The 17,356-nt window shown below is 55.0% G+C and carries 20 protein-coding genes and 1 pseudogene; 20 read left to right on the top strand and 1 reads right to left on the bottom strand.

Translation table 11 applies throughout. From position 1 onward, the window contains the following. Window positions 1-24 precede the first annotated feature (24 nt). On the bottom strand, window positions 25-609 hold the full coding sequence (locus ACMGG5_RS14755) for a Maf family protein (protein ID WP_024909024.1): 585 nt from the start codon (window positions 607-609) through the stop codon (window positions 25-27). A 140-nt stretch (window positions 610-749) separates the two neighbouring features. Here ACMGG5_RS14755 and yceD point away from each other — a divergent pair, with 140 nt between their 5' ends. The 20 genes and pseudogenes from yceD to ycfP all read left to right on the top strand — a co-directional run bounded on the left by yceD (window position 750) and on the right by ycfP (window position 17,133). Then, complete coding sequence (yceD, locus tag ACMGG5_RS14760; protein WP_014883375.1) at window positions 750-1,271, top strand: 23S rRNA accumulation protein YceD; 522 nt, start codon at window positions 750-752, stop codon at window positions 1,269-1,271. A 16-nt stretch (window positions 1,272-1,287) separates the two neighbouring features. Continuing rightward, a complete protein-coding gene (gene rpmF, locus ACMGG5_RS14765; protein ID WP_003857964.1) occupies window positions 1,288-1,461 on the top strand; it encodes a 50S ribosomal protein L32 in 174 nt (57 codons plus the stop codon). An 80-nt stretch (window positions 1,462-1,541) separates the two neighbouring features. Beyond that, window positions 1,542-2,576, top strand: coding sequence for a phosphate acyltransferase PlsX (gene plsX, locus ACMGG5_RS14770; RefSeq protein ID WP_024909025.1), 1,035 nt, complete (start codon window positions 1,542-1,544; stop codon window positions 2,574-2,576). Between the two features lie 6 nt (window positions 2,577-2,582). Continuing rightward, entirely contained in the window at window positions 2,583-3,536 is a 954-nt protein-coding gene (locus tag ACMGG5_RS14775) for a beta-ketoacyl-ACP synthase III (protein ID WP_008500797.1), read from the top strand. Between the two features lie 15 nt (window positions 3,537-3,551). After that, window positions 3,552-4,481: an ACP S-malonyltransferase gene (gene fabD, locus ACMGG5_RS14780; protein ID WP_048990191.1), complete on the top strand. Its 930-nt coding sequence runs from the start codon at window positions 3,552-3,554 to the stop codon at window positions 4,479-4,481. Window positions 4,482-4,493: 12 nt separating this feature from the next. Beyond that, complete coding sequence (fabG, locus tag ACMGG5_RS14785; RefSeq protein WP_008500795.1) at window positions 4,494-5,228, top strand: 3-oxoacyl-ACP reductase FabG; 735 nt, start codon at window positions 4,494-4,496, stop codon at window positions 5,226-5,228. A gap of 154 nt (window positions 5,229-5,382) precedes the next feature. Next, on the top strand, window positions 5,383-5,619 hold the full coding sequence (acpP, locus tag ACMGG5_RS14790; protein WP_003857954.1) for an acyl carrier protein: 237 nt from the start codon (window positions 5,383-5,385) through the stop codon (window positions 5,617-5,619). Between the two features lie 91 nt (window positions 5,620-5,710). Further along, window positions 5,711-6,952 carry a beta-ketoacyl-ACP synthase II gene (gene fabF, locus ACMGG5_RS14795; RefSeq protein ID WP_024909028.1) on the top strand — a complete coding sequence of 414 codons (1,242 nt, stop codon included), beginning with the start codon at window positions 5,711-5,713 and terminating at the stop codon, window positions 6,950-6,952. 120 nt (window positions 6,953-7,072) lie between these two features. Next, window positions 7,073-7,882, top strand: coding sequence for an aminodeoxychorismate lyase (gene pabC, locus ACMGG5_RS14800; protein ID WP_157188930.1), 810 nt, complete (start codon window positions 7,073-7,075; stop codon window positions 7,880-7,882). A gap of 2 nt (window positions 7,883-7,884) precedes the next feature. Continuing rightward, window positions 7,885-8,907 carry a cell division protein YceG gene (gene yceG / locus ACMGG5_RS14805; protein ID WP_371897749.1) on the top strand — a complete coding sequence of 341 codons (1,023 nt, stop codon included), beginning with the start codon at window positions 7,885-7,887 and terminating at the stop codon, window positions 8,905-8,907. Then, on the top strand, window positions 8,897-9,538 hold the full coding sequence (tmk, locus tag ACMGG5_RS14810; RefSeq protein ID WP_024909031.1) for a dTMP kinase: 642 nt from the start codon (window positions 8,897-8,899) through the stop codon (window positions 9,536-9,538). Before yceG ends, tmk begins: the two co-directional genes overlap by 11 nt. Continuing rightward, window positions 9,535-10,539, top strand: coding sequence for a DNA polymerase III subunit delta' (gene holB, locus ACMGG5_RS14815; RefSeq protein ID WP_248272240.1), 1,005 nt, complete (start codon window positions 9,535-9,537; stop codon window positions 10,537-10,539). The genes tmk and holB overlap by 4 nt, the downstream gene beginning before the upstream one ends. 10 nt (window positions 10,540-10,549) lie before the next feature. Then, entirely contained in the window at window positions 10,550-11,344 is a 795-nt protein-coding gene (locus ACMGG5_RS14820) for a metal-dependent hydrolase (protein ID WP_032650858.1), read from the top strand. A gap of 296 nt (window positions 11,345-11,640) precedes the next feature. Beyond that, complete coding sequence (gene ptsG, locus ACMGG5_RS14825) at window positions 11,641-13,074, top strand: PTS glucose transporter subunit IIBC (protein ID WP_023311158.1); 1,434 nt, start codon at window positions 11,641-11,643, stop codon at window positions 13,072-13,074. Window positions 13,075-13,321: 247 nt separating this feature from the next. Continuing rightward, window positions 13,322-13,681 (top strand): purine nucleoside phosphoramidase, encoded by a 360-nt coding sequence (hinT, locus tag ACMGG5_RS14830; protein WP_006809243.1) that lies wholly within the window; start codon window positions 13,322-13,324, stop codon window positions 13,679-13,681. 1 nt (window position 13,682) lies between these two features. Beyond that, window positions 13,683-14,057 carry a YcfL family protein gene (locus tag ACMGG5_RS14835; RefSeq protein WP_024909034.1) on the top strand — a complete coding sequence of 125 codons (375 nt, stop codon included), beginning with the start codon at window positions 13,683-13,685 and terminating at the stop codon, window positions 14,055-14,057. Between the two features lie 10 nt (window positions 14,058-14,067). Further along, the gene (gene lpoB / locus ACMGG5_RS14840; RefSeq protein ID WP_024909035.1) at window positions 14,068-14,715 is read left to right on the top strand and encodes a penicillin-binding protein activator LpoB; all 648 of its coding nucleotides are present in this window, start codon (window positions 14,068-14,070) and stop codon (window positions 14,713-14,715) included. Beyond that, window positions 14,696-15,520, top strand: a complete 825-nt coding sequence (thiK, locus tag ACMGG5_RS14845) for a thiamine kinase (RefSeq protein WP_420278064.1) — start codon at window positions 14,696-14,698, stop codon at window positions 15,518-15,520. Before lpoB ends, thiK begins: the two co-directional genes overlap by 20 nt. Window positions 15,521-15,531: 11 nt before the next feature. Beyond that, window positions 15,532-16,556 (top strand): annotated as a pseudogene (nagZ, locus tag ACMGG5_RS14850) (beta-N-acetylhexosaminidase). 34 nt (window positions 16,557-16,590) lie between these two features. Beyond that, window positions 16,591-17,133 (top strand): alpha/beta hydrolase YcfP, encoded by a 543-nt coding sequence (ycfP, locus tag ACMGG5_RS14855; RefSeq protein ID WP_008500781.1) that lies wholly within the window; start codon window positions 16,591-16,593, stop codon window positions 17,131-17,133. Window positions 17,134-17,356 lie beyond the last annotated feature (223 nt).

The raw sequence follows: 17,356 nt of genomic DNA on the forward strand, positions 1-17,356 counted from the left end.
AAGCGCAGCGCCACCCGGCGAAGGTCACACCGTCAACGGATTACACTCTTCTCGTCTTAACATCTGACACAAGGCAATCAGCGGTAACCCCACCAGCGTGTTGGGATCGCGACCGTCCAGCTTGTCGAACAGCGCAATCCCCAATCCTTCACTTTTAAAGCTCCCCGCACAGTTCAGCGGACGTTCCCGACGCACATAATCCACAATCTCTTGCTCGCTGAGATGGCGGAAGTGTACGTCGAACGGTTCACACTCCGTTTGCAGATGACCGGTGGCGGAGTTATAGAGCGCCAGGCCCGTATAAAAGGTCACGATAGTGCCTCGCGCGCGCAGAAGCTGCTGGCAGGCGTTCTCCTCCGTATGGGGCTTGCCGGTGATTTCGCCGTCCAGCACGCAAACCTGATCGGAGCCTATAATCAAATGCGAAGGATAGCGTGCGGCCAGCGACTGCGCTTTCTCTTTAGCAAGACGCGTTACCAGATGACGCGGTGACTCGCCCGGCTGTGGCGTCTCATCAACCTCTGGCGCGGCGCATTCAAACGGGATCCCGAGCTTTTCCAGCAGCATTCGGCGGTAGGGAGACGTGGAAGCAAGGACGAGATTTGGCATATTTTTATCACCAGATATAGCGTATCGATGCCAGCCATTTTAAACTACAGGCCGCAATGTGTGCGAATAATTGGCAAAAGGCAGCTCTGGTTGCCTTTTTCTTTGACTCTATGACGTTACAAAGTTAATATGCGCGCCCTATGCAAAAGGTAAAATTACCCCTGACTCTTGATCCGGTTCGTACGGCTCAAAAACGCCTCGATTACGAAGGTATCTATACTTCCGATCAGGCTGAGCGTATTGCCGAATCCGTAGTCAGTGTGGACAGTGATGTAGAATGCTCCATGTCGTTCGCTATCGACAACCAGCGTCTCGCCGTTTTAACCGGTGATGCAAAGGTGACGGTAACGCTCGAGTGTCAGCGTTGCGGGAAACCGTTTGTACAGCATGTTCACACAACGTATTGTTTCAGTCCGGTTCGTTCTGACGAACAGGCTGAAGCACTCCCGGAAGCGTATGAGCCGATTGAGGTTAACGAATTCGGTGAAATCGATCTTCTGGCTCTGGTTGAAGATGAAATCATCCTCACCTTGCCAGTGGTTCCGGTGCATGATTCTGAACACTGTGAAGTGTCCGAGGCGGACATGGTCTTTGGGGAACTGCCTGATGAAGCGCAAAAACCAAACCCATTTGCCGTATTAGCCAGCTTAAAGCGTAAGTAATTGAGGAGTAAGGTCCATGGCCGTACAACAGAATAAACCAACCCGTTCCAAACGTGGCATGCGTCGTTCCCATGACGCGCTGACTGCAGTTACCAGCCTGTCTGTAGACAAGACTTCTGGTGAGAAACACCTGCGTCACCACATCACCGCTGACGGTTTCTACCGCGGCCGCAAGGTTATCACTAAGTAATCACGCGCAAGCGTGATTAGGCTTAGTGAGGATTTCCCCGTGCAAACGGGGAATTTACCGAACCAGGCTGCGACGATACCTTGACACGTCTAACCCTGGCGTTAGATGTCATGGGGGGAGATTTTGGCCCTTCCGTGACAGTGCCTGCAGCATTGCAGGCACTGAATTCTAATTCGCAACTCACACTTCTTTTAGTCGGCAATCCCGACGCAATCACGCCATTACTCGCAAAAGCTGACTTTGAACAACGTTCGCGTCTGCAGATTATTCCTGCGCAGTCAGTTATTGCCAGTGATGCCCGACCTTCGCAGGCTATTCGCAATAGTCGTGGCAGCTCTATGCGGGTAGCGCTGGAGCTGGTGAAAGAAGGGCGAGCTCAGGCTTGCGTCAGCGCGGGGAATACCGGCGCGCTGATGGGGCTGTCGAAATTACTGCTCAAACCTATTGAAGGTATTGAGCGTCCGGCGCTGGTGACGGTGTTACCGCATCAGCAGAAGGGCAAGACGGTGGTGCTCGATTTGGGCGCTAACGTCGACTGTGATAGTACTATGCTGGCTCAGTTTGCCGTGATGGGATCGGTGCTGGCAGAAGAAGTCGTCGGGATCAACACTCCCCGTGTTGCGTTACTGAACATTGGTGAAGAAGAGACCAAAGGCCTGGACAGCATTCGCGAAGCGGCTGAATTGCTCAAACAGGTTCCCTCCATCAACTATATTGGTTATCTCGAAGCCAATGAGTTGTTGACGGGGAAAACGGATGTTCTGGTGTGCGATGGCTTCACCGGAAACGTAACGTTGAAGACCATGGAAGGGGTCGTGCGCATGTTTCTTTCTCTGCTGAAATCTCAGGGAGAAGGCAAAAAAAGCGCCTGGTGGCTGATTTTATTGAAGCGTTGGTTACAAAAGAGCCTGACGCGGCGATTCAGTCACCTCAACCCCGACCAGTATAATGGCGCCTGTCTGTTAGGATTGCGCGGCATCGTGATTAAGAGTCATGGCGCCGCCAATCAGCGAGCATTTGCTGTCGCGATTGAACAGGCAGTGCAGGCGGTGCAGCGACAAGTCCCTCAGCGGATTGCCGCTCGCCTGGAATCTGTATTAGCTAAAAGTGACTGAGCGTACATGTATACGAAGATTTTAGGTACCGGCAGCTACCTGCCAAAACAGGTGCGTACCAACGCCGATCTGGAAAAAATGGTAGATACGTCTGACGAGTGGATTGTCACGCGCACAGGTATCCGTGAACGTCGTATTGCCGCGCCAGACGAAACCGTGTCGACCATGGGTTACGAAGCCGCACAGCGTGCTATCGAAATGGCGGGCATTGATAAAGAACAGATTGGTTTGATTGTGGTCGCCACGACGTCTGCCACGCACGCTTTCCCAAGCGCGGCGTGCCAGGTGCAAAATATGCTCGGCATTAAAGGCTGTCCGGCGTTTGACGTCGCTGCCGCGTGCGCAGGTTTCACCTATGCGCTGAGCGTTGCCGATCAGTACGTGAAATCCGGTGCCGTTAAATATGCGCTGGTGATCGGTGCTGACGTGCTGGCGCGCACCTGCGATCCTACCGATCGTGGAACGATCATTATTTTTGGTGATGGTGCGGGCGCGGTGCTGCTGGGGCAGTCCGAAGAGCCGGGTATCATCTCGACGCATCTGCATGCTGATGGCAGCTACGGCGAACTGTTGACCCTGCCTAACGCCGATCGCGTTAATCCGGACAACTCGATTTACCTGACGATGGCAGGGAACGAGGTGTTCAAGGTGGCGGTGACTGAGCTTGCGCACATCGTTGATGAAACGCTGGAAGCGAATAACCTTGAACGCTCCGCGCTCGACTGGCTGGTGCCGCATCAGGCGAACCTGCGTATCATCAGCGCGACCGCGAAAAAGCTGGGCATGTCGATGGATAACGTTGTGGTGACGCTGGATCGTCATGGCAACACCTCTGCGGCGTCGGTACCGTGCGCATTTGATGAAGCGGTACGCGATGGACGAATCAAACGGGGCCAGCTGGTCTTGCTTGAAGCCTTCGGTGGCGGGTTCACCTGGGGTTCCGCGCTGGTTCGTTTCTAGGATAAGGAATAAAAAATGACGCAATTTGCTTTTGTGTTCCCGGGCCAGGGCTCTCAAACCGTTGGGATGTTGTCTGAAATGGCAGCAACCTATCCGGTCATTGAAGAGACTTTCCGTGAAGCTTCTGATGCACTGGGTTATGATTTATGGGCGCTGACCCAGCAGGGGCCGGCCGAAGAGCTGAACAAAACCTGGCAGACCCAGCCCGCGCTGCTGACCGCGTCCGTTTCGCTGTGGCGTGTCTGGCAGCAGCAGGGCGGTAAAGCCCCCGCGCTGCTCGCGGGTCACAGCCTGGGCGAATACTCTGCGCTGGTGTGTGCCGGTGTGATCGCGTTTGCTGACGCGGTACGTCTGGTGGAACTGCGCGGCAAATTCATGCAGGAAGCGGTGCCGGAAGGCACGGGCGGTATGTCTGCCATCATCGGTCTGGATGACGCTGCAATTGCAAAAGCATGTGAAGAATCTGCTGAAGGCCAGGTGGTCTCTCCGGTTAACTTCAACTCGCCGGGCCAGGTGGTTATTGCCGGCCATAAAGAAGCGGTTGAACGTGCAGGTGCGGCCTGTAAAGCTGCGGGTGCTAAACGTGCGCTGCCGCTGCCGGTCAGCGTGCCGTCTCACTGTGCGCTGATGAAGCCTGCCGCCGAGAAGCTGGCGGTTGAGCTGGAAAAAATTACGTTTAACGCACCGACGATTTCCGTTGTGAACAACGTCGATGTGAAATGCGAAACCACGCCGGAAGCTATCCGTGATGCACTGGTTCGCCAGCTCTACAGCCCGGTACAGTGGACCAAAACCGTTGAGTTTATGGCCTCTCAGGGCGTTGAGCATCTGTATGAAGTCGGCCCAGGGAAAGTCCTCACCGGTCTGACAAAACGTATTGTTGACACCCTGACAGCCTCGGCGATTAACGAGCCGGAAGCGATGTCAGCGGCACTCTCGCAATAAAAGAGGAATACCATGAGTTTTGAAGGAAAAATCGCCCTGGTCACTGGCGCAAGCCGCGGTATCGGGCGTGCAATTGCTGAAACACTGGTTGCGCGCGGCGCGAAGGTGATTGGAACAGCAACCAGCGAGAATGGCGCTCAGGCCATCAGCGAGTATCTGGGTGCAAACGGTAAAGGTCTGGTACTGAATGTGACTGAACCTGCATCTATCGAATCTGTTCTGGAAAATATTCGCGCAGAGTTTGGCGAAGTGGATATTCTGGTAAACAATGCCGGGATCACTCGCGATAACCTGTTAATGCGAATGAAAGACGACGAGTGGAACGATATCATCGAAACCAACCTGTCATCTGTATTCCGTCTGTCAAAAGCGGTAATGCGCGCTATGATGAAAAAGCGTCATGGTCGTATTATCACTGTCGGTTCTGTGGTTGGTACCATGGGAAATGCTGGTCAGGCTAACTACGCTGCGGCGAAAGCAGGTCTGATTGGTTTCAGTAAGTCGCTGGCGCGTGAAGTTGCGTCCCGCGGTATTACGGTAAACGTTGTTGCTCCGGGCTTTATTGAAACGGACATGACGCGTGCGCTGACTGATGAGCAGCGTGCGGGTACGCTGGCGGCAGTTCCGGCGGGTCGTCTTGGCGACCCTAAAGAAATCGCCAGTGCGGTTGCATTTTTAGCCTCTGACGAAGCGGGTTACATCACTGGTGAGACCCTCCACGTCAACGGCGGGATGTATATGGTTTAACCACGATGAAAAATATTTGCGTTATTAGGGCGAATGGCCTCAAAATAACGTAAAATCGTGGTACGAACTGCCGGGATTTAGTTGCAAATTTTTCAACATTTTATACACTACGAAAACCATCGCGAAAGCGAGTTTTGATAGGAAATTTAAGAGTATGAGCACTATCGAAGAACGCGTTAAGAAAATTATCGGCGAACAGCTGGGCGTTAAGCAGGAAGAAGTTGTGAACTCCGCTTCCTTCGTTGAAGACCTGGGCGCAGATTCTCTTGACACCGTTGAGCTGGTAATGGCTCTGGAAGAAGAGTTTGATACTGAGATTCCGGACGAAGAAGCTGAGAAGATCACCACCGTTCAGGCTGCCATTGATTACATCAACGGTCACCAGGCGTAAGTGAACATCTCCAGGCGGTCATTCGACCGCCTGAGTTTTATCTTTTTTAGTCCCACGAATCTCTTTTTTTATCCCTCCCTGGAGGACAAACGTGTCTAAGCGTCGTGTAGTTGTGACCGGACTTGGCATGTTGTCTCCTGTCGGCAATACCGTAGAGTCCACCTGGAAAGCTCTCCTTGCCGGTCAGAGCGGCATCAGCCTAATCGACCATTTCGATACTAGCGCCTATGCAACGAAATTTGCTGGCTTAGTAAAGGATTTTAACTGTGAAGAGATCATCTCGCGCAAAGAACAGCGCAAGATGGATGCCTTCATTCAATATGGAATTGTCGCTGGCGTTCAGGCCATGCAGGATTCTGGCCTTGTGATTACGGAAGAGAACGCAACCCGTATCGGCGCCGCTATCGGCTCCGGGATTGGCGGTCTTGGCCTGATCGAGGAAAACCATACATCTCTGATGAATGGCGGCCCGCGTAAGATCAGCCCGTTCTTCGTTCCGTCCACGATTGTTAACATGGTGGCAGGTCACCTGACCATCATGTTTGGCCTGCGTGGGCCAAGCATTTCTATCGCCACCGCTTGTACGTCTGGCGTACATAACATCGGCCAGGCCGCGCGCATTATTGCGTACGGCGATGCAGATGCTATGGTTGCGGGCGGTGCTGAAAAAGCCAGTACCCCGCTGGGTGTTGGCGGTTTCGGTGCGGCGCGTGCGCTGTCTACCCGTAATGATAACCCGCAGGCGGCGAGCCGTCCGTGGGATAAAGACCGTGACGGCTTCGTGCTGGGCGACGGGGCGGGCATGATCGTACTGGAAGAGTACGAACACGCGAAAAAACGCGGTGCGAAAATTTATGCTGAAATCGTTGGTTTCGGCATGAGCAGCGATGCTTACCACATGACGTCTCCTCCTGAGAACGGCGCGGGTGCTGCGTTGGCGATGGAAAACGCGATCCGTGATGCGGGTATTACCCCAGCACAAATTGGCTACGTGAACGCGCACGGCACCTCTACGCCAGCAGGCGATAAAGCGGAAGCTCAGGCGGTTAAGTCTATCTTCGGCGAATCTGCCAGCCGCGTAATGGTGAGCTCCACGAAGTCCATGACCGGTCACCTGCTGGGTGCGGCGGGTGCAGTAGAGTCAATCTACTCCATCCTTGCGCTGCGCGATCAGGCTGTTCCGCCAACCATCAACCTGGATAACCCGGATGAAGGTTGCGATCTGGACTTCGTTCCTCACGAAGCGCGCCAGGTTAGCGGTATGGAGTACACCCTGTGTAACTCCTTCGGCTTCGGCGGTACCAACGGTTCTCTGATCTTCAAAAAGATCTGACCCTGACGTCCCGATAGCTTTTAAAAAGGTCCGCTTGCCGGGCCTTTTTTATTAAGCCTAATCTTCTTGTCGGCTGCATGACATCCTGCCAGACTAAATGCCCACGCATAAGGAGCCACCATGTTTTTAATCAATGGCCTTGAGCAGGACACGCTGCCTGCCAGCGACAGGGCGATACAGTTCGGTGATGGTTGCTTTACAACGGCGCGCATTCTGGATGGCGATGTCTGCCTGCTGGAGGCGCACATTCGACGTCTGCAGCATGGCTGTGAAAAGTTAATGATCCCCTTTACGCACTGGGACACACTGCGCCAGGAAATGTGCCTGCTGGCAACCGGGAAGGACACCGGCGTACTCAAAGTCATCATCAGTCGCGGCAGTGGTGGCCGGGGTTACAGCGCCGCATCGTGTATCAACCCAACGCGTATTCTCTCCGTTTCTGCTTATCCTGCGCATTATTCTCGCTGGCGAGAAGACGGCGTCACGCTGACGCTGAGCCCAGTTCGACTGGGACGGAACCCGATGCTGGCCGGGCTTAAGCATCTCAATCGCCTCGAGCAGGTGCTCATTCGTACTCATCTTGAACAGACGGACGCCGATGAGGCGCTGGTTCTTGACAGCGAAGGGTTCATTACGGAATGCTGTGCGGCTAATTTACTCTGGCGGCAGGGGGGAGAGGTGTTCACTCCGTCGCTGGAACACGCTGGCGTAAACGGGTTAATGCGTCAGTTTTGTCTGCAACAGCTGGCACGCTCTGGCTTTCGCGTTGTCGAAGTTAGCGCAGGAGAAGCCGCGCTACAGACTGCCGATGAAGTCATCATCTGCAATGCGCTGATGCCTGTTGTACCCGTCCGTGCGTATGGCCAACAACGCTGGTCTTCGCGCGAGCTGTTTCAGTTTTTAGCCCCGATATGTGAGCAAACCAGATAGTCATGAAAAAAATGTTGCGCTTTGTCCTTATCCTCATCGTTGCGCTGGGCGTCGCTGGCGGAGCTGGCGTATGGAAAGTTCGCCAGCTGGCTGACAGCAAGATCCTGGTTAAAGACGAAACGATCTTTACCCTGAAAGCGGGAACCGGCCGCCAGGCGCTTGGGGAACAGCTCTATGGCGACAAGATTATCAATCGTCCACGGGTATTCCAGTGGTTATTGCGCGTGGAGCCTGAGCTGTCACATTTCAAAGCCGGTACCTATCGCTTTACGCCGGGAATGACCGTCAGAGAGATGCTGCAGCTGCTGGAAAGCGGCAAGGAAGCCCAGTTCCCCCTGCGATTTGTGGAAGGGATGCGCCTGAGCGATTACCTCAAACAGCTGCGCGATGCCCCGTATATTAAGCATACCCTGAAGGATGACAGCTATCAGACGGTGGCCGACGTGCTCAAGTTTGAGCATCCTGAGTGGGTGGAAGGCTGGTTCTGGCCGGATACCTGGATGTATACCGCAGGCACGACCGATGTGGCGATTCTTAAGCGGGCGCACAAAAAAATGGTCGCCGCCGTGGATGCCGCCTGGGAAGGGCGAATGGACGGGCTGCCGTATAAAGATCAAAACCAGTTTGTCACCATGGCCTCAATTATCGAGAAAGAGACCGCCGTTGCCGCCGAGCGCGATCGGGTGGCATCGGTATTTATCAACCGTCTGCGCATCGGCATGCGTCTGCAAACCGACCCTACCGTTATCTACGGCATGGGCGAGAGCTATACCGGCAAGATCTCAAGAAAAGATCTGGAGACGCCAACGGCGTATAATACCTACGTGATTAGCGGATTACCGCCAGGTCCGATTGCCACGCCGAGCGAAGCGTCGCTTAAAGCCGCTGCGCATCCGGCAAAAACACCGTATCTCTATTTTGTGGCTGATGGAAAAGGGGGACACACCTTTAACACCAACCTTGCCAGCCACAATCGCTCTGTTCAGGACTATCTGAAGGCACTTAAGGAAAAAAATGCGCAGTAAATACATTGTCATTGAGGGACTCGAAGGGGCTGGTAAAACTACCGCCCGCAACGTGGTGGTGGATACGCTAAAAGCGCTGGGCGTGGCGGACATGGTATTTACCCGCGAGCCGGGCGGCACGCAGCTGGCTGAAAAGCTGCGCAGCCTGGTGCTGGATATTAAATCCGTCGGTGACGAAGTTATCACTGACAAAGCCGAAGTGCTGATGTTCTACGCGGCGCGCGTTCAGCTGGTTGAGACGGTTATCAAACCTGCCCTGGCCGGCGGCAAGTGGGTGATCGGTGACCGTCACGATCTGTCGACTCAGGCGTATCAGGGCGGAGGACGTGGTATCGACCAGACCATGCTGGCCACGCTGCGTAATGCCGTACTGGGGGATTTTCGCCCCGACCTGACGCTCTATCTGGATGTGACCCCGGAAGTGGGCCTCAAGCGTGCCCGCGCGCGCGGCGAGCTGGACCGCATTGAACAAGAGTCGTTTGATTTCTTTAACCGCACCCGTGCGCGCTATCTTGAACTTGCCGCACAGGACAGCTCAATTTGTACCATCGATGCGACGCAGTCCCTGGACGACGTCACGCGTGACATTCAGCATACCATTACGCAGTGGGTGCAGGAGCAGCAGGCATGAAATGGTATCCATGGTTGCGCCCACACTTTGAACAGCTGATCGGCAGCTATCAGGCGGGTCGGGGGCATCATGCGTTACTGATTCAGGCATTGCCAGGGATGGGTGATGATGCGTTGATTTATGCCATCACCCGTTTTCTGATGTGTCAGCAGCCGGAAGGGCACAAGAGCTGTGGTAAATGCCGTGGCTGTCAGCTGATGCAGGCGGGCACGCATCCTGACTACTACACCCTCGAGCCTGAGAAGGGCAAAAGCGCGCTCGGTATTGATGCCGTGCGGGAAGTCAGTGAAAAATTGTACGAGCACGCGCGACTGGGCGGCGCTAAAGTGGTCTGGCTCAAAGACGCCACACAGCTTACCGAGGCGGCGGCTAACGCCCTGCTGAAAACCCTGGAAGAGCCGCCGGTTAAAACGTGGTTTTTCCTCTCGTGTCGTGACCCGGGACGATTACTGGCGACGCTGCGCAGCCGTTGTCGTCTTCATCACCTGGCGGTGCCCCAGGAATCGTGGGCGCTGAGCTGGCTTGAGCGTGAGGTGACAACGTCACCTGAGAGCGCGCTGACCGCCTTGCGCCTGAGCAGCGGCGCGCCTGCGGCGGCGCTGGCATTACTGCAGCCTGACGTCTGGTCAGAGCGAGAAACGCTCTGCCGGGCTGTTGAAACGGCGCTGAATAATCACGACTGGCTAAGCGTATTGCCTGCGCTTAACAGCGATCGGGTCGTTGAGCGTCTGCACTGGCTGGCCTCGTTGCTGCTGGATGCACTCAAAACTCAGCAAGGGGCAACGCTTCTGACCAACCCGGATGCGTGGTCGCTGGTGAATACGCTGGCGAACCGCCTCTCAGGGACGATTCTTCATGCGATGCTTCATGAAATTTGCCAGAGCCGAGAACAGCTTTTAACCGTGACGGGCCTTAATCGCGAGCTTTTACTGACCGACCAGTTACTGCGTATCGAACATTACCTGCAACCCGGCGTCACACCGCCTGTTTCCCATCTCTGAGAGAGACATTATGTTTTTAGTCGACTCACACTGCCATCTTGATGGCCTGGATTATCAATCCCTGCATAAAAACGTGGATGACGTGCTGGCAAAAGCTGCTGCCCGCGATGTGAAATTCTGTCTTGCGGTGGCAACCACGCTGCCGGGCTACCGCTCCATGCGTGAGCTGGTGGGCGTTCGCGATAACGTGGTGTTCTCCTGCGGCGTGCATCCGCTGAATCAGGACGAGGCGTACGACGTTGAGGATCTGCGCCAACTGGCAGCAGAAGAGGGCGTGGTGGCGATGGGGGAAACCGGGCTGGACTATTTTTACACGCCGGAAACCAAACCGCGTCAGCAGGAGTCCTTCCGCAACCATATTCGCATTGGCCGGGAGCTGAACAAGCCGGTTATCGTCCACACCCGCGACGCGCGTGCGGATACCCTGGCGATCCTCCGGGAAGAAAACGTGACGGATTGCGGTGGCGTACTACACTGTTTCACAGAAGACAGAGAAACGGCGGGTAAGCTGCTTGATTTGGGGTTTTATATCTCGTTTTCGGGGATCGTGACGTTCCGTAACGCTGAGCAGCTGCGTGATGCTGCACGTTATGTTCCGCTCGATCGCATTCTGGTGGAGACCGACTCTCCGTATCTCGCACCGGTACCGCATCGCGGTAAAGAGAACCAGCCCGCTATGACGAGAGATGTGGCTGAGTATATGGCCGTACTGAAGGGCGTCAGCATTGATGAACTGGCCCGCGTGACGACGGAAAACTTCTCCACGCTGTTCCATATCGACCCCGCCCGCCTGCAATCTGTCTGATACACCTGTTTTTTTTAGGCTCGTAATTAATAAGTAAAGCGAGTAAAGTTCACCGCCTCATTTGGGGCGGTGAGGGTGTTTTTAGACACATCCGGACATGCTTTTTGTAAATAACTGAAAGTTTTTCGACCGCCTTAAGCTGAAACGTGATAGCCGTCAAACAAACTCAGAGGGAATTATTTTACTCTGTGTAATAAATAAAGGGCGCTTAGATGTCCTGTCCACGGCACGGTACTCCCCCCGGGCCAATGCGTGAAAGCGTAAAAAAGCACAAATACTCAGGAGCACTCTCAATTATGTTTAAGAATGCATTTGCTAACCTGCAAAAGGTCGGTAAATCGCTGATGCTGCCAGTATCCGTACTGCCTATTGCAGGTATCCTGCTGGGTGTCGGTTCTGCTAACTTCAGCTGGCTGCCAGCCGTAGTGTCCCACGTGATGGCCGAAGCAGGCGGTTCTGTCTTTGCTAACATGCCGCTGATCTTCGCGATCGGTGTGGCTCTGGGCTTCACCAATAACGACGGCGTTTCTGCGCTGGCTGCAGTGGTTGCCTACGGCATCATGGTGAAAACCATGGCTGTGGTTGCGCCGCTGGTTCTGCATTTACCGGCAGAAGAGATTGCCGCGAAACACCTGGCGGACACCGGTGTTCTGGGCGGTATCATCTCCGGTGCGATTGCAGCGTATATGTTCAACCGCTTCTATCGCATCAAGCTGCCTGAGTATCTGGGCTTCTTCGCGGGCAAGCGTTTCGTGCCGATCATCTCTGGTCTGGCAGCGATTTTCACTGGCGTGATCCTGTCCTTCATCTGGCCACCAATCGGCTCCGCTATCCAGACCTTCTCTCAGTGGGCTGCTTACCAGAACCCGGTTGTGGCGTTTGGTATCTACGGCTTCATCGAGCGTTGCCTGGTGCCATTCGGTCTGCACCACATCTGGAACGTTCCATTCCAGATGCAGATTGGTGAATTCACCAACGCAGCAGGCCAGGTATTCCACGGCGATATCCCACGTTACATGGCGGGCGACCCAACTGCAGGTAAACTGTCTGGTGGCTTCCTGTTCAAAATGTACGGTCTGCCTGCCGCGGCGATTGCTATCTGGCACTCTGCGAAGCCAGAGAACCGTGCAAAAGTGGGCGGTATCATGATCTCCGCAGCGCTGACCTCGTTCCTGACCGGTATCACCGAGCCGATCGAGTTCTCCTTCATGTTCGTTGCGCCGATCCTGTACGTTATCCACGCGATTCTGGCCGGCCTGGCGTTCCCAATCTGTATTCTGCTGGGTATGCGTGACGGTACGTCCTTCTCTCACGGCCTGATCGACTTCATCGTTCTGTCCGGTAACAGCAGCAAACTGTGGCTGTTCCCAATCGTCGGTGCGTGCTACGCAGTTGTGTACTACACCATCTTCCGCGTGCTGATTAAAGCACTGGACCTGAAAACCCCAGGCCGTGAAGATGCGACAGAAGACAGCAAAGCTGGCGCGACCAGCGAAATGGCTCCTGCACTGGTTGCCGCGTTCGGTGGTAAAGAGAACATCACTAACCTGGACGCGTGCATCACTCGTCTGCGTGTGAGCGTTGCCGACGTCGCGAAAGTAGACCAGCCGGGTCTGAAAAAACTGGGCGCAGCGGGCGTAGTTGTTGCAGGTTCTGGTGTACAGGCAATCTTCGGTACCAAATCCGATAACCTGAAAACCGAAATGGATGAGTACATCCGCAGCAACTAAGTTGTGACCTGGGGAGACTAAGGCAGCCGAATGGCTGCCTTTTTTATTTGTGCCGCAAAAAACGCCACTGAGACGCGCAAGCGGTCACTCTTCACTCAGCTGATGAACATTCAGGAAAGAAATCGAGGGAGGAGGTTGAAAGGACAGGAGAAACTCGCTCATACTCTTGAATTGTGTCACACACCGATCCCGGGAGTGTGTTTACAGCGGACGCATTGCGCCAGATTAAACAAAAAAGGAAAAGGTCATGGCTGAAGAAACGATTTTCAGTAAAATTATCCGCCGCGAAATTCCGTCGGATATCGTCTATCAGGATGAACTGGTGACGGCTTTCCGGGACATTTCCCCTCAGGCCCCGACGCACATCCTTATCATTCCCAATATTCTGATTCCGACTGTAAACGACGTAAAAACCGAGCATGAAGTGGCGTTAGGTCGTATGCTGACGGTGGCCGCGAAAATCGCTGAACAGGAAGGGATTGCAGAAGACGGTTACCGTCTGATCATGAACTGCAACCGTCATGGTGGCCAGGAAGTGTATCATATTCACATGCATCTGCTGGGTGGACGTCCTCTGGGGCCGATGCTGGCACATAAAGGTCTTTGACATGCGTAAAGGGCGTATTGCAGCGCTGGTAGTGACGATGATGATTGTGGGGTGCAGCACGCGCCCGGCGATCCCCGTGAACGATGAACAGACGCTGGTCATGGAATCCTCCGTGCTTGCCGCGGGCATCACGGCGCAACAGCCCGCGCTGACCATCAGTGAAATCAACTCGTCTGCCTCCTCAACGCTCTTTAATGAAAGACACGAACCCGTGACGGTCCATTACCGTTTTTTCTGGTATGACGTAAGAGGTCTCGAAATGCATCCGCTGGAGGCGCCGCGCAGCGTCACCATTCCGGCCAGGTCGTCGGTAACGCTCTATGGCAGCGCCAACTATCTGGGTGCGCATAAGGTGAGACTTTATCTTTATCTCTGAGGGGTGAACCTTGATTAAAAACTTGAGCCGCTATGCGCTCGTGACAGCTTTCGCGCTGTTCCTGGCAGGGTGTGTGACCCGAACTGAACAGCCTGCGCCTGTGGAAGAGGCGAAACCGGGCACAGAACAGCCGACGCAGCCAACGCAGCCGCAGCCAACCGTGCCGTCCGTACCGTCTATACCGGCGCAGCCTGGCCCGATTGAGCATCCGGACCAGACGTCGCAGCCTGCACCGCGCGTGCGCCACTACGACTGGAACGGGGCAATGCAGCCGATGGTCGGTAAAATGCTGCAGGCGCAGGGCGTGACGGCGGGCAGCGTATTGCTGGTCGACAGCGTCAACAACCGTACCAACGGTTCACTGAACGCGGGCGAAGCGACAGAAACCCTGCGCAATGCTCTGGCTAACAACGGCAAGTTTACGCTGGTCTCGGCTCAGCAGCTCGCGGTAGCCAAACAGCAGCTGGGCCTGTCGCCGCAGGATAGTCTCGGCACACGCAGCAAGGCGATCGGCATTGCCCGTAACGTTGGCGCACAGTATGTGCTTTACTCTAACGCCACAGGTAACGTGAATACCCCAGCCCTGCAGATGCAGCTGATGCTGGTTCAGACAGGCGAAATTATCTGGTCAGGTAAAGGTGCGGTTACGCAACAATGACAGCACGCGTGAAGAGATTCTGACGCGCTATTTTCCTCAGTACCGCCTTATCGCGCCGCAGGCCCACTCCGGGCTTGGCGGCGCGAGTTGCATTATAGCGCAGGGCGAACACCGTCTGGTCTTGCGGCAGAATCACGATCCCTACGCGCCTGCCTCCCATTTTCGTCGTCAGTTTCGTGCCCTGAGACGTCTTCCGTCAGATCTCGTGCCTGCTCCTCGTTTTTTCAGACAGGGCTGGATGGCCGTCGACTATCTGGACGGTGACGTTAAAAGCGCGCTGCCGGACACGCCGGCGCTCGCGGCGATGCTGTATCATCTGCACCGGCAGCCACGTCTGGGATGGCGAATCACGTTATACCCGCTGCTGGAACGCTACTGGCAGCAGGCCGCGCCTGACAGACGCACCCCAATGTGGCTGGCACATCTCAAGCGGCTGCGTAAAACGGGCGAGCCGCAGCCGATTCGGCTCGCGCCGCTGCACATGGATGTTCATGCCGGGAATATTGTTCATACGTCAGCGGGCATCAGGCTTATCGACTGGGAGTATGCCGGAGATGGCGATGTGGCGCTGGAACTGGCGGCAGTCTGGACGGAGAGTGACGCCGCGCGGCAAATGCTCATCAGGGACTACGCCCAGGTGGCACATATTGACCCCGAGGCGCTGAGGCGTCAGGTCAGATGCTGGCGACCCTGGGTCGTCATGTTAATGGCTGGCTGGTTTGAAATGCGCTATCGCCAGTCCAGAGACAAACACTTTATTGCGCTGGCAGTCGATGCCTGGCGTCAGTTACAAACGAAAGGATAAGAGAGGTGGATGTGGGTCCAGTCATGTTGGATGTAGAAGGGTTTGAGCTGGATGCGGAGGAGCGTGAAATTCTGGCGCATCCGCTGGTGGGTGGCCTGATCCTGTTTACCCGCAACTATCACGATCCGGCGCAGCTGCGTGAGCTGGTGCGTCAGATCCGCGCCGCGTCGCGCAATCATCTGGTGGTCGCCGTCGATCAGGAAGGCGGCCGCGTGCAGCGTTTTCGCGAAGGGTTTACCCGCCTGCCGGCAGCCCAGTCTTTTGCCGCGCTGTTAGGCACGGAAGAGGGGGGAAACTGGCGCAGGAAGCCGGCTGGCTGATGGCCAGCGAAATGATCGCCATGGATATCGACATCAGTTTTGCCCCGGTTCTGGACGTGGGGCATATCAGCGCCGCCATTGGCGAGCGTTCATACCATGAAGATCCGCGCATTGCGCTGGCCATGGCGACCTGGTTTATCGACGGTATGCACGATGCCGGAATGAAAACCACCGGTAAACACTTCCCGGGTCACGGCGCGGTGACGGCGGATTCACACAAAGAGACGCCGCGCGATCCGCGCCCGGAAGCGGAAATTCGCGCCAAAGATATGTCGGTGTTCAGGTCGCTTATCACCGACAACAAGCTTGATGCCATTATGCCTGCGCACGTGATTTACAGCGACGTTGACCCGCGCCCTGCCAGCGGCTCTCCGCACTGGCTGAAAACCGTTCTGCGTCAGGAGCTGGGCTTCAATGGCGTGATCTTCTCTGACGATTTATCCATGGAAGGGGCGGCGATTATGGGCAGCTACGCTGAACGCGGTCAGGCGTCGCTGGATGCAGGTTGCGATATGATCCTGGTCTGCAATAATCGTAAAGGTGCCGTGAGCGTGCTGGATAACCTGTCGCCGATCAATGCAGAGCGTGTTACACAATTGTATCATAAAGGTTCATTTAGCCGTCAGGAGCTGATGGATTCGGCGCGCTGGAAGACGGTCAACGCCCGGCTTGAAGACCTGAATGAGCGCTGGCAGGCACATAAAGCCAGCCTGTAAACCCTCCCGGAAGGCGTAGCGTGGTGAGAAGACGATGATCATCTATTTACACGGTTTTGACTCAAACAGTCCTGGTAATCATGAGAAGGTGCTGCAGCTGCAGTTTATCGATCCGGATGTACGGTTGATCAGCTACAGCACGCGCCATCCGAAGCATGATATGCAGCATCTGCTCAAAGAGGTGGACAAGATGTTGCAGCTCAACGTCGACGATCGCCCGCTGATTTGCGGCGTGGGGCTGGGCGGCTACTGGGCGGAGCGGATTGGCTTCCTGTGCGACATTCGCCAGGTGGTGTTCAATCCTAACCTGTTCCCGAACGAGAACATGGAAGGCAAAATTGACCGCCCGGAAGAGTATGTCGATATTGCGACCAAGTGCGTCAGCAATTTTCGTGAGAAAAACCGCGACCGCTGCCTGGTGATCCTTTCACGTAATGATGAAGCGCTCAACAGCCATCGGGCAGCAGAACTGCTGCATCATTACTATGAGATCGTCTGGGACGAAGAACAGACCCACAAGTTCAAGAACATCTCCCCGCATCTGCAGCGTATCAAAGCGTTTAAAACGCTGGGTTAATCCCTTATACGCAGGCATCAAAGCCCGGCCGCGAAAGCGTACCGGGCTTTCTTTTTGACCAGAATTGTCTACTTTTAAGCCATCAAAACTTGATGCATATCAATTTTGGTATGACCAATGCGCCTGACGTGGTATTCTCAATGCACCTGAATGGTTTCAGTGCTGTAACCTGTTGTTAATTAAGGGTTATTTTTATAACTTTTAATTAACAATTGGTTAATAA

This window comes from Enterobacter sp. BNK-34, from assembly GCF_048684445.1.
GTDB lineage: Bacteria > Pseudomonadota > Gammaproteobacteria > Enterobacterales > Enterobacteriaceae > Enterobacter > Enterobacter pseudoroggenkampii.